General features: G+C 60.4%; 10 protein-coding genes and 2 pseudogenes. 8 read left to right on the top strand and 4 right to left on the bottom strand.

The features are described 5' to 3' along the window. Window positions 1–86: 86 nt before the first annotated feature. The 8 genes and pseudogenes from WDN46_15610 (at window position 87) to xseA (ending at window position 9,367) form a co-directional block, all read left to right on the top strand. On the top strand, window positions 87–695 hold the full coding sequence (locus tag WDN46_15610; GenBank protein ID MEJ0094793.1) for a CvpA family protein: 609 nt from the start codon (window positions 87–89) through the stop codon (window positions 693–695). Window positions 696–905: 210 nt separating this feature from the next. After that, the gene (gene purF, locus WDN46_15615) at window positions 906–2,384 is read left to right on the top strand and encodes an amidophosphoribosyltransferase (protein ID MEJ0094794.1); all 1,479 of its coding nucleotides are present in this window, start codon (window positions 906–908) and stop codon (window positions 2,382–2,384) included. Window positions 2,385–2,483: 99 nt separating this feature from the next. Continuing rightward, window positions 2,484–3,233 carry an SDR family NAD(P)-dependent oxidoreductase gene (locus WDN46_15620; protein MEJ0094795.1) on the top strand — a complete coding sequence of 250 codons (750 nt, stop codon included), beginning with the start codon at window positions 2,484–2,486 and terminating at the stop codon, window positions 3,231–3,233. A gap of 189 nt (window positions 3,234–3,422) precedes the next feature. Then, window positions 3,423–5,121, top strand: a pseudogene (gene ybaL / locus WDN46_15625) (YbaL family putative K(+) efflux transporter). Window positions 5,122–5,237: 116 nt separating this feature from the next. Further along, the gene (locus WDN46_15630; protein ID MEJ0094796.1) at window positions 5,238–5,798 is read left to right on the top strand and encodes a sigma-70 family RNA polymerase sigma factor; all 561 of its coding nucleotides are present in this window, start codon (window positions 5,238–5,240) and stop codon (window positions 5,796–5,798) included. Continuing rightward, window positions 5,795–6,526 (top strand): anti-sigma factor, encoded by a 732-nt coding sequence (locus WDN46_15635; GenBank protein ID MEJ0094797.1) that lies wholly within the window; start codon window positions 5,795–5,797, stop codon window positions 6,524–6,526. Before WDN46_15630 ends, WDN46_15635 begins: the two co-directional genes overlap by 4 nt. 242 nt (window positions 6,527–6,768) lie before the next feature. After that, window positions 6,769–7,728 carry a hypothetical protein gene (locus tag WDN46_15640; protein ID MEJ0094798.1) on the top strand — a complete coding sequence of 320 codons (960 nt, stop codon included), beginning with the start codon at window positions 6,769–6,771 and terminating at the stop codon, window positions 7,726–7,728. A 49-nt stretch (window positions 7,729–7,777) separates the two neighbouring features. After that, complete coding sequence (xseA, locus tag WDN46_15645) at window positions 7,778–9,367, top strand: exodeoxyribonuclease VII large subunit (protein MEJ0094799.1); 1,590 nt, start codon at window positions 7,778–7,780, stop codon at window positions 9,365–9,367. A 26-nt stretch (window positions 9,368–9,393) separates the two neighbouring features. Here xseA and trxC read toward each other — a convergent pair. The 4 genes and pseudogenes from trxC to pdxY all read right to left on the bottom strand — a co-directional run bounded on the left by trxC (window position 9,394) and on the right by pdxY (window position 12,654). Then, window positions 9,394–9,787 (bottom strand): annotated as a pseudogene (trxC, locus tag WDN46_15650) (thioredoxin TrxC). Between the two features lie 46 nt (window positions 9,788–9,833). Then, the gene (gene murI, locus WDN46_15655; GenBank protein ID MEJ0094800.1) at window positions 9,834–10,694 is read right to left on the bottom strand and encodes a glutamate racemase; all 861 of its coding nucleotides are present in this window, start codon (window positions 10,692–10,694) and stop codon (window positions 9,834–9,836) included. A 183-nt stretch (window positions 10,695–10,877) separates the two neighbouring features. Continuing rightward, a complete protein-coding gene (locus WDN46_15660; GenBank protein MEJ0094801.1) occupies window positions 10,878–11,726 on the bottom strand; it encodes an RNA methyltransferase in 849 nt (282 codons plus the stop codon). A 61-nt stretch (window positions 11,727–11,787) separates the two neighbouring features. Then, the gene (gene pdxY / locus WDN46_15665) at window positions 11,788–12,654 is read right to left on the bottom strand and encodes a pyridoxal kinase (GenBank protein ID MEJ0094802.1); all 867 of its coding nucleotides are present in this window, start codon (window positions 12,652–12,654) and stop codon (window positions 11,788–11,790) included. Window positions 12,655–12,724: the final 70 nt, after the last annotated feature.

A 12,724-nucleotide genomic window follows, 5' to 3' on the forward strand; every position in this document is an offset into this window, starting at 1 on the left:
CCTCCGGCGGCCCAGGCGATCATCGCGGCTTTGGGGCGCGCCGGCCAGCATGAAACGTGGATTTGCGAGCGAGGGGCCGGAAGATAATGCCATCCTATCTCGATCTAGGCTTGATCGTCGTCGTATTGATTTCAGCTTTTCTCGCAATGCTGCGCGGGTTGACCCGCGAGGTTCTCGCCATCGCCTCCTGGGGCGCGGCGGCGGTCGCGGCGATTTATCTTCATCCGCTGCTTCTTCCTTACGTCAAACCCTACATCAGCAAGGAGCCGGTCGCGCTCGCCGTTTCAGCCGCCGCCGTGTTTTTCGCGACCCTGATCATCGTCTCGCTGATCACCATCAAATTGTCTGATGCAATTCTCGATTCCAAGGTTGGCGCGCTCGATCGCTCTCTCGGATTTGTCTTCGGCGCGGCGCGAGGCCTGCTCCTCTGCGTTATCGCCTTCGTCTTTTTCAGCTGGCTCGTTCCCGAAAAAACCCAGCCCGAATGGGTGAAGTCGGCGCGCATGCGGCCGCTTTTGCGAGCGACCGGCGACCAGCTCATGGCCTTTCTTCCCGATGATCCGGAAGGCCTTCTCGCCAAGCTCAAGAAACCCAAAGCGGGGCCCAGCGAAGAGCCTGCGCCGGACAGCGATATCGAGCAGAAGCCGGCGTCGCCGGCTCCGGCGGACAAGACCGGCGGCGGCAAAAAGACCTGACCATCCGCACCGCGATGGCGACCTAAAGTCGCAAAAAATCCTACCAAGGCCGGGTCGACGAATCGTCCAGGGTAGACTATGTAGGTTTTGTGGCGCCCGCTAAAGCCAATGGCTTTCTGATTTAGATAACCGCCGACGCTGGGTTTCTACCTTCGGGCGAAATGTTTTCGGCGCTGCGTCGTTCGATCGGGCATTTTCGGGAGACAGTTCATGGCCGATGCTGGGAATTCCGACCAGGATTCGATGGATTTCGATCTCGACGGCGATCGATTGCGCGAAGAGTGCGGGGTGTTCGGCATATTCGGCCACCCGGACGCCGCAGCGATTACAGCGCTTGGTCTGCACGCCTTGCAGCATCGCGGTCAGGAGGCGGCGGGCATCGTCTCTTTCGATGGTCGGCGATACAATTCGGAGCGCCGGCTGGGTCTTGTCGGCGATCATTTTTCCAAAGCTTCAACCATACAGCGGCTTCCCGGCGAATCGGCGATCGGCCACGTGCGCTATTCGACGATGGGCGAAACCATTCTGCGCAATGTGCAGCCGCTGTTCGCGGAATTGAACTCCGGCGGTTTTGCGGTCGCTCATAACGGCAATCTCACCAATGGGCTTTCGCTTCGACGCGAACTTGTGCAGAGCGGCGCGATCTATCAGTCGACCTCCGATACCGAAGTGATCCTTCATCTCATGGCGCGGAGCCGGCGCCCGCGCGTGGTCGAGCGCTTCATTGAGGCCTTGCGCGCCATCGAAGGGGCATATGCGCTCGTCGCGCTCTCGAACAAGAAACTGATCGGCGCCCGCGATCCTCTCGGCATCCGGCCGCTTGTGCTTGGCGAACTCGACGGACATTACATTCTTGCCTCTGAAACCTGCGCGCTCGACATAATTGGCGCGCGTTTCGTACGCGATATCGAAAACGGCGAAATCGTCGTCATTTCTGAAAGCGGCATCGAGAGCCTGCACCCATTTCCGCCGCGACAAATGCGCTCATGCATTTTCGAATATATTTATTTCGCGCGGCCGGATTCCGTTGTCCATGGACGCCCTGTCTATGATGTGCGGAAGGCGATGGGCGCGCAGCTTGCGCGCGAGTCGGGCGTTGAGGCGGATGTCGTGGTGCCCGTGCCGGACTCGGGCGTGCCTGCCGCTATCGGCTATGCGCAGCAATCTGGCATTCCGTTTGAACTTGGCATCATCCGTAATCACTACATCGGCCGCACCTTCATTCAGCCGACCCAATCCGTCCGCGAACTGGGCGTTCGTCTGAAGCACAGCGCCAATCGCGCCGTAGTCGCCGGCAAACGCATCGTGCTGATTGATGATTCCATCGTACGCGGCACGACCTCGGTCAAAATCGTCCAGATGATGCGCGACGCAGGCGCGCGCGAAGTGCATTTCAGGATTTCTTCGCCGCCGATCACTCATCCAGATTATTACGGCATCGATACGCCGGTGCGCGAAAATCTGCTCGCCGCAACGCATACGCTCGAGGAAATGCGCGAATATATTGGCTGCGATTCGCTGGCGTTTCTGTCGGTTGACGGCACCTATCGCGCAATGGGCGAGAACGGCCGGGATCCGATGCGTCCGCAGTTCACCGATCACTGTTTCACCGGCGATTATCCAACCCATCTGACCGATGTTAGCGGTGAAACGAAAAGCCAGCTTTCGCTCCTAGCCGAGGCAAGCTAGGCCTGTTCCAGCTCCAAAGTCGCGGCGCGCCCGCTTCCGCTTTTCTTCGAAGCGGATAAGATTCGCCATCCGTCGCGTTCCTTTTGAGCAATCCTTTTCATGTCTGATTCTCTTGGCGGCCGCATCGCTCTTGTGACCGGCGCTTCACGCGGCATTGGCCGCGCCGTTGCTCTGGAGCTCGCGAGGGCTGGCGCGCATATTATCGCTCTCGCCCGCACTCAGGGCGCGCTCGAGGAACTCGATGACGCGATCCGCGCCTTGGGCGGGGAAGCCACTCTAACGCCCTGCGATATTAAGGATTTCGACGCGCTCGATCGTCTCGGTAGGGCCATTTATGAGCGTTGGGGAAAGCTCGACATCCTCATTGGCAACGCCGGCGTTTTAGGGCCAGTCACGCCGCTCGGCCATGTCGAGCCGCGCCAATGGGAGGATACATTCGCGGTGAATGTCACCGCCAATTGGCGCCTCATTCGTTCTCTCGATCCCCTCCTCCGCGCTTCTGAGGCGGGGCGCGCGGTATTCATCTCAGCCGGCGCAGGCTATGCGGCTGATTTCGCCCCTTACTGGGGACCTTACGTGGCATCGAAGGCGGCGCTCGACGCTTTGGTGCGCACCTATGCGGCGGAGACGAAGAACATCACGGCGGTCAGAGTGATGGCCGTCAATCCCGGTCCGCTACGCACGCGCATGCGCGCCTCGGCGATGCCAGGCGAAGATCCGATGAGCTTGCGGACGCCGGAAGATCTTGCGCCCAAAATCGTCGCCCTTTGCGGGCCAAACTGGACGCAGACCGGCAAGCTGTATGACTTTCCGCAAGACCGCGTGCTGAGTTTTGTCGCGCCCGGCTAGAGCATCATCGCGAAAAACCATAGGCTTTTCGGATGCGTTGCCTGAGACGGCGTAAGGTCTTTTTCGATTGCATCGAGTTGCCCTAATTTCGGGCGGGCCGCTTTGCGGAAACCGGGATATTGATAAGCGTCCCCGGCCGGTACCTATGAATCGCGCGCGATTCGGGCGGAAATCGAAGAGGAAGCGTCGATGCATCACGCCGTCCCGCTGATTACCACCATCGCCGCAGCTTTCGGCTTTGCGCTTGTGTTGGGCTTCTTCGCAGCGAAGGTGAAGATTCCGGCTTTGGTCGGTTACCTTCTCGCGGGAATCTTGATCGGACCTTTCTCTCCCGGTTTTGTCGCCAATGGCGAGATCGCGGCCGAACTCGCCGAAATCGGCGTCATGCTGCTGATGTTCGGCGTCGGCCTGCACTTCTCGCTCGAAGATCTCTGGGAGGTTCGGAAAGTCGCCTTGCCGGGCGCGATTTTGCAGATCTCTGTCGCAACCGCCCTCGGCGCTGGTCTTGCCTCTGCCTGGGGCTGGGGACTTGGCGCCGCCCTGGTGTTTGGTTTGGCTCTGTCGGTCGCCAGCACCGTCGTGTTGCTCAAGGCTCTCGAGACGCGCAATTTGCTTGATACGACGAATGGGCGGATCGCCGTCGGCTGGCTGATCGTCGAGGACCTCGCCATGGTGCTGGTGCTGGTGCTGCTGCCGCCTCTGGCGGGAGCCCTCGGCGGCAGGGCTCCCGAAGGGGCCGAGGCTAACCTTTGGTGGACGCTCGGCCTCACATTCGTGAAGATCGCGGGTTTTGTCGCGGTCATGTTCGTGGTTGGGCGCCGGGTGTTTCCCTGGCTGCTTTGGCAGATCGCCGGCACGGGCTCGCGCGAGCTTTTTACCCTTTGCGTGGTGGCGGCCGCCGTCAGTCTGGCCTATGGCGCCGCCGAGCTATTTGGAGTGTCTTTCGCCCTCGGCGCATTTTTCGCGGGCATGGTGATCCGGGAATCCGAATTCAGCCACCGCGCCGCCGAAGAATCTCTGCCGCTGCGCGACGCCTTCGCCGTGCTGTTCTTCGTCTCGGTCGGCATGTTGTTCGATCCCAGCATTATTGTCGAGCATCCTTGGCGCGTGCTGGGCGTCCTCCTAATCATCATAGTCGGCAAATCGCTCGCAGCCGCACTTTTGGTCGCGGCATTCCGCTATCCCTGGAATACCGCTCTTACTGTTTCGGCGAGCCTTGCGCAGATCGGCGAATTTTCGTTCATTTTAGCGGGACTGGGCGTCAGCCTCGGACTGCTATCCCGCGAGGGTCAGAACCTGATCCTGGCGGGCGCCTTGATCTCCATAACCCTGAACTCGCTGGTTTTCAGCGCATTGGAGCCGCTCCAGGATTGGATCAAATCGGGATCGGCGCTGGCGCGGATGGCCGAGCGTACCGATGATCCATTGGCTGAGCTTCCGATGTCGACCGAAGACAAATACCTGGCCAAACAGATCGTGCTCGTGGGCTATGGCCGGGTTGGGCGGCGCATCGGCGCGGCCTTGAGCGAAAAAAAACATCCCTTATGTGGTCGTCGACCAAAATCGCGAAATCGTCGAAAAATGCAGGCAAAAAGGGATCCCGGCAGTATGGGGCGATGCGGCCGATATGCCTGTCTTGATCCAGGCTCATATCGCCAAAGCGAGCATGCTCGTCGTCGCGACGCCGGATACCTTGAACGCCCGTCAGATGATCAGCACAGCCCGCAGGGTCAATCCGGGCATTGAGACGGTTGTCCGCAGCCATAATGAAGACGAGGCGGCCCTGCTGGAGCAAGAGAACGCGGGGACTGTATTTCTGGGCGAGCGCGAACTCGCCGTCGGCATGGCGCGCCATGTCCTTGAGCGCCTAGGTCGCGCTAAGGTTTAGATAACTTCACTAAATGCCGAGAGTCTTGCGGTTTTCCTGACGTGAGGGGGCTTTTTTTGCTAGAGTCCCCTGAATTTAAGGTTGCGATAGTCCGAGATGGGCCGGGGGAAGCATTTTTGCAAAGCGTTGAGCAACAAGCCGGCCTCGCAAAGCTCCTCGTCGCTGTGGGGAGCGGGGATCGCGCTGCTTTCCGCCAGCTCTACGATCAAACATCGCCGAAACTTTTCGCGATAATATTACGTATCATTCGCAACAGATCTCTGGCGGAAGATATTCTCCAAGATGTTTTTCTTAGAATTTGGCGCAACGCTGGCGCTTTTTCTATTGAGGCGGGGCCGCCCCAAGCCTGGCTCAACTCCATTACCCGCAATCGTACAATCGATGTGCTGCGCCAGAAGAATCTGACATCTCTCCCCGATCACTTGGAAGATGGCGACTGGGGCGACAAAATCGCCGAGCCGCGCGATCGCGAGGCGGACATCATGGACATCGCGGCTTTGCGCCATTGTCTCGGAGAAATAGAAGAGCCGGCCCGAAGCTGCGTTCTGTTGGCTTATTACGAAGGTTATTCTCGGGATGAACTTGCCGTCCGCTTCGATAAGCCCGTGAATACGGTCAAGACATGGCTGCATCGAAGCCTTATTGCTTTGAAAGCATGCCTGCAAACGGCCCAATGAGCGAGGAACGCGAAATTCTGGCGGCGGAATATGTGCTCGGCACCTTGCACGTGGATGAGCGAACGCTTTTTGCAAGCGTGCTCGCGCATGATGAAGCGGCGCGCGCGGCCGTCGCCGAATGGGAAAAGCGCCTTGCGCCGCTCAGCGTCGCTATTGCCGACGTAGCGCCGCCGCCAGTGATCTGGGAGCGGATCGAAAATGCCCTTCCGCCTTCGCAAAGCCGCGCGTTCCTCGCGCCGTCTTTTGCCGCGATCGAAGGCGGCCTGACCGAGCGTCCGACAATGGCGGCGCTGCGCCGCTCGCTCAATCGGTGGCGCGGAGCGGCGCTGAGCGTCGGCGCGGTGGCGGCCTTGCTGGCGATTTTCGTCGCCGACCGTGAATTATTCCACCACAAAAGCGTGTTGCCTTCATACGTGGCGGTGGTCAATCGCGGCGGCGATCACCCAGCGCTTATCGTTCGCGTAGATCTTGGCTCCGGCAATGTGTTCGTGCGCCCTGTTGCTGTCGAAGCCCCGTCCGGCAAAAGCCTGGAGCTTTGGTATATCGACCAAGGCAAGGCACCAAAATCAATGGGCGTCGTGGCCGGCGACGCGATCAAAATGCCGTTGCCTGCCGGACTGTCGCTGGAGAAGGCGACGTTCGCCGTGACAGTTGAGCCCGAAGGCGGCTCCCCCACGGGCGATCCGACGGGCCCAGTCATTTATTCCGGACAGCTCATCAAAGAGTGAGCCGTCTGACCGGCGGTTCACACGGCAAATGCCCATTCCTCCCCGCTTGTCTTGAATCGTGTTTTGGCGAGGTTTGCTTACGGCCGATAAGGCGCGTCACGCCCCCTCGCGATTTACCCCCTCTATTGCCTAGATAAATTCATCACATAGCGTGATTGTTTGCGCTTTATCTGGAACAAAATCCCTTTCTTGTTAGATTTTTTCCCTCAATATGCGCAATGCGCAGGGGGAGGAAAGTCGTTTTGCACAGCATTGAAAAGCCATGCCTTGCAAACCCTGTCATCGCCGATCGTCAAACGAGCCGCCTCGCCGACCTATCTCGCCGGTTGATTGCCGCGAGCATCGCCGCAGTTCTCGTGATCGTTTCGTCCGCCGGGGCCAAAGCGCAGGAGCCGGAAAGCCAGTCCGAGAGGGGCATCGACACCAAAAACATGTTCGGGTTCACATCTGGCACGGATGTGGGGCTCGCGGGCGAACGTGAGCTCGAATTAGAGACCGATTTAGCGTTCCAAAAACGCGCCGGGTCGTATAACGCCGTCGAGCAGAACGTCATCTTCGAGTTCAGTCCTAGCGACGCGTTCGAAATCGACGCCACGCTTCTTGGCGCCTATGATCAGATCTCCCGCGTCGATGGACTAGCTAATCGCACCGAGGCCAATTTCGACGGCTTGGCGACGAAATTCAATTATGTTTTCGTTCAACGCAGCCCAAGCTCTCCCATAGGTCTAACAGTTTGGATCGAGCCAGCCTGGACGCGCATCGATGACGCCGGCAAACTGAATAAGGGTTTTTCGGCCGAGACGCGGATTATTCTCGATACCGAACTCGTCCCGGATCGACTGTTCGCGGCGCTCAACCTCATCTACGCGCCGCAAATCTCACACGATTTCGGCGCGCCGGGCTGGACGAGAAGCGCCGATCTTGGCGTCAGCGGCGCTTTGGCCTACGCTCTCGAAACCAACGTCCTGCTTGGCGCCGAACTCGAATATTTCCGCGCCTATAATGGATTGACGTTCGGGACTTTCGCCGGCAATGCCCTTTATTTCGGCCCGACCTTATATGTTCGGGTTAATAAAACAGTTTTCGTCGGGGCGGCCATCTCGACGCAGATCGCAGGCAACGCCGCGGGCGATCCAAATCATCTCGATCTCACTAATTTCTCGCGGAACAAGGCGGAGCTCACGATCGGGATCGAATTTTGACATCAGGCGAAGGCTTTTCTCCGCCGCAAAAATCCTGCATCGTCGCGCCATGCCTGAACCTGCGGCGACCAATGCGCCGGAACTGACCGTCAGCGAATTATCCAACGCCCTGAAGCGAACCATCGAGGATCGTTTTGGCTTCGTGCGGGTGCGCGGCGAGATCTCCAACTATCGCGGGCCGCATTCCTCCGGTCACGCATATTTCTGCCTCAAGGATCAGACCGCACGTATCGACGCCGTGGTCTGGAAGGGCGTCCTCGGTCGATTGCGCGTGAAGCCGCAAGAGGGCCTCGAGGTTATCGCCACCGGAAAAATCACGACCTTTCCCGGTAAGTCGACGTACCAGATCGTAATCGAGGCGATTGAACCGGCTGGCATCGGCGCTCTTATGGCGCTTTTCGAGGAGCGTCGCCGCAAACTCGCCGCCGAAGGTCTCTTCGATGAAGCGCGCAAGCAATTGCTGCCGTTTCTGCCCCGGCGGATCGGCGTCGTGACTTCGCCGACGGGCTCCGTCATCCGCGACATTCTGCACCGGATCGCGGATCGCTTTCCGCGTCCGGTTCTGGTCTGGCCTGTGCGCGTTCAGGGCGAGACGTCGGCTGCCGAAGTCACGGCGGCGATTGAAGGCTTCAATGCGCTGCCGGACCACGGCCCGTTGGCGCGGCCCGATGTTATCATCGTCGCGCGGGGCGGCGGCTCGCTGGAGGACCTCTGGAGCTTCAACGAGGAAATTGTGGTGCGCGCGGTTGCGCAAAGCCTTCTTCCAATCATTTCGGCGATTGGACACGAGACGGATTGGACCTTGATTGATCACGCCGCCGATCTGCGCGCGCCGACGCCGACGGGAGCGGCGGAAAAGGCCGTTCCCGTGCGCATGGAGTTGGCGGCGGCGCTCGCAGATCTCAGCCGCCGCCATAATGGGGCGACGTTCCGTCTCCTCGATCGCCGCCGCGGCGAATTCCGCGCTCTCGTGCGCGCGCTGCCGCAAAGCGAGGCTATTCTCGCCCTGCCCCGCCAACGTCTCGACAATACGGCCAATCGCTTTTCAGGCGCGATTCTGCGCGGGCATGATCGCCAGCGCATTGGCCTCGCGCGACTCTCGCATCGCCTCGCCCAACAGTCGCCGCAAGCCAAAATGGGCCGCGCCAGCGAACGGCTCATCGCGCTCGAACAAAGAATGCGCCGCTGTCTCGAAATCGGCAACGACCGGCGAGCGCAGGCTGTACGGCAAACCGGATTGAGACTGGCCAATGCGCGTTTTGCAGGAGCCAAAATCGCGCGCGAAAGAATCGCAGCGGCGCGCCATCGTCTGAATGGCCTGGCGCAGCGCCTGGCGCATAGTTTTCGCACGCAGATTGCGGCGCGGCGGGCTGAAATCAGAACTCTCGATCAATTGCTTGGCAGCCTCGGCTATCGACAGGTTCTCGCGCGGGGGTTTGCTCTAGTTCGAGACGCGGATCAGCGGCCTTTGCGGATGGCCGCCGAAATAGCCGACGGCGCGGTTCTCGATATTGAGTTCTCAGATGGTCACAAGGCGGCGGTCGCCGGGCCAGCGGCAGGCGCGCCGGGACGCGGTAGAGGCAAAGTCTCGAATGGCGGAACCGAGACGAAAAAACGTGAGCAAGGATCGTTGTTTTAGGCGTTGCGCCGCGGCAATCCGCATTGTTACGCCGATGGAATCTGCTTAAGCCAAGCGCGCAGGGAATTTCGGTCGACCGCGCCCGCGCGCTGAGCGACGATGGATCCGTGGCGAAATACCATCAGTGTCGGAATGCTGCGGATGTTGTAGCGCGCGGCGAGATGCTGTTCCGCCTCCGTGTCAACCTTCAGGAAACGAAAGCTCGGCTCAAGCTCTGCGGCGACTTGCTCGTAGGCCGGGGCCATCATTTTGCAGGGTCCGCACCAATCCGCCCAGAAATCCACCACCACAGGGATGTCGCTGCGGTTAATTTGTTTGTCGAAAATGGCCGCAAATGGCCTGCTTCGCATCCCGATCCGCTGGAACGCGATTGACGCTTTGACAGTGGACGCAGACGATGTTCTTGGCGGCTGCAGCCATATCTTGCAAACTCCTCAATTATGCGGCCGTTAGCCTTGCGCGTGCGTTACGCAAAAACCAGCGGCATCGGCTCCATGTGGATCTTCCCGATCCCGCGACGGCGCAGCGCCTCGACGAGTTGCGGTCCCGGCGGCGTCTCGCCGGTGAAAAGGGCGCAATTAGGCGCCTCCGTCGGCGAACGGGCGGAATTTGAACGAAGGCCGAGGTCCTCGGAAAGGACATGGTCGGTGCGGCGGGCGATTGCCGGCGCCGGGTCGATCCAGGTCACGGGCCAGGGAGCCAGCCGCTCCAACTGCCCGATTAATAGGGGATAATGGGTGCAGGCGAGCGCGATGGCGTCGGTTCGGCGTCCTTCGGCCTCGACAAAGGCCGGGACGATTTCCCTCAAGATCGCTGCGTCCGAAGGCGCGTCTCCCTGCATAAATGCCTCCGCGAGGCTGGCGAGGGCGGAAGAGCCGACCAGCGTCACGCTGCAATCGGCGGCATAGCTGCGCACGAGGTCGCGAGTGTAGTCGCGCGCGACGGTGCCGGGCGTCGCCAGAACCGAAATCAGCTTTGAGCGCGATTGGATCGCCGCCGGCTTAATTGCGGGCACCGTGCCGATAAAGGGCAATTGCGGAAAGCGCGCCCGCAAATGCGGCAGCACGAGGGTCGAGGCCGTGTTGCAGGCGATGACCGCGACATCGGGCGCATAGTTCGCAATCAACCTCTGCATCACCGCTATAACCCGCGGCGCCAAAGCCGCTTCCGGCAAGGCGCCATAGGGGAAGCCGGCATCGTCGGCGGCGTAGATGAATTTCGCATCAGGCCGCAACAGCGCGATTTCAGCGAACACGGTCAGGCCGCCAAGGCCGGAATCGAACACGAGAATTTTGGGCGAGTGAGCCATGCCGGCAACCGAATCCATTTTTCAGCGCTTTCCTTAACCTGTTCCGGCGACAGGATCGACTCGCAGGGCCAACCGCGAGCTGAACATGCAAGCGCACGAATGGTTAAAGGACCTTTGATCGGAATGAAACAAGACGCAAAGATGGCGAATGTCGCCAAAACAACGCGCTGAGGTTCGATCGGGGCTGCTGGAGGCTGCTACTCAGCCTTCCTCATCGGCGACTAAGCGATCCGCGGCTTCGGTTATGTCCCGCGTGCCGCGCTTGCCCTTAACGCGCGGTCCTTCCACCAGCCGCACGATCATGCCGCGCAAGGTGCGCACGTCTTGCTCGCTGAGGCTGAAGCGATGGAAAATATTGCGTAGATTTCGCCGCATGACCGGCCCCTTTCCCGCCGGCCGAAAGAAGTCTGCGCGATCGAGTTCGTCTTCGAGATATTGAAAAAACGAAAGCACCATTTCGCGCGGCGCGGCGGGAGAGCGCTCGTCCATCTTGAAAGGGGCCTCCGCCGCCGTCGAGGCTCGCATCCATTCATAGCCCGTCAACAGCACCGCCTGCGCCAGATTGAGCGAAGCATAGGCCGGATTGACGGGAAAGGTGATGATCGCATCCGCAACCGCCACTTCGTCGTTGGAGAGGCCGGTGCGCTCGGGGCCGAACAGAACGCCGTGTTTTTCTCCCCGCGCGATCCCGCGCGCCGTTTCCGGCATGGCCTCCACGGGGGTCAGAATTGGCTTATGCTGGCCGCGTTCGCGCGCCGTCGTCGCATAGACGAAATTGAGGTCCGCGACCGCCTCTTCCAGCGTGTCAAAAAGCTTGGCAGCCTCGAGGAGATGCACAGCTCCGGCCGCGGCGGCGTTGGCTCCCTTCTTCAAGGCTCCGGTCCGGGGCCAGCCCTCGCGCGGCGACACGAGACGAAAATCGGACAGGCCGAAATTGGCCATGGCCCGGGCGCACATTCCGATGTTCACGGCGAGTTGCGGCCGCACCAAGATGATCGTTGGGCCGCCTTCGAGATTAGTTTTTGTATGATTTGTTCCAGCGCCTACCATGGGGCGAATGTTCCTGACCTTGATCGGGGCGGCGATGATCCGCAATCGGCGGGACGCCCTCTCAGCCGCTTATCTTAAGATCAGAGCTCAGAATCCGCATCTCATAGGAACGATCGGCTTCGGTCCTTTGCAAAACCGCGAAGACTCCCGCCACGGCTTTGTCGCTAGCGCTGATCAAATCGCCTCCATTACAAAGATGCGCGACGAGCAGGCCAGTGAAAAGATCGCCGGTGCCCGACGGTCTGATAGGGAGACGCGGCGTCGCAATGCGGTGAACGAGGGCCCCATCACAGACGATGGTCTCGACGTGCCCCGCTGGCGTGTCGTTGAGCGCGCATCCCGTCACAACCGCCCGCCCAGTTCGGCGGCGCAGCAGCGCTACGGCCATCTGCAACGCGCCCACATCTCGTGCGGGCATTCCAGCCAAAAGCTCCAGCTCGAATTGATTTGGGGTGATGATCGAAGCTTCCGGGACAAGTCGGTCGCGGAACAAGTCTGGCAGTCCGGCTGAAACGAAGACGCCAAGATCGTCATCGCCGATGACGGGATCGCAGACGTAAATAAGATCAGGATTTCGGACCCGCGCGCGGTCGACGAATTCAGCCACAGCGACCCCAATCTCATGAGAGCCGAGATAGCCGGTCACCAAAACTTGAGCCGCCTCGACCAGGCCGCGCTCCTCGACGCCGAGCAGCAGGTCAGCCACGAGATCGGCATCGAGCACGCGACCGCGCATGGTGGGATAACCCGGCTGATTCGACAGCAATGTCGTCGGAACGGCGGCGACGGTTAGCCCGAGCATCTGCATCGGCGGCGCCGCGGCGCTATTGCCGACATGGCCGTGGACAACCTGGCTTTGGATCGAAATGACGATGGGGCCAGGCCCGATCGATCCCGCCGGCTCGGGCGCTGCTTTGATCGAGGGCATGGGCATTTTATTGGTTGGAGTCGGAGGCGCCCGCCTTTGGCGCGACGGCCCAGGGCTTGGCTGAGGCCTT

The sequence above is a fragment of the Methylocella sp. genome, assembly GCA_037200525.1.
GTDB lineage: Bacteria > Pseudomonadota > Alphaproteobacteria > Rhizobiales > Beijerinckiaceae > Methylocapsa.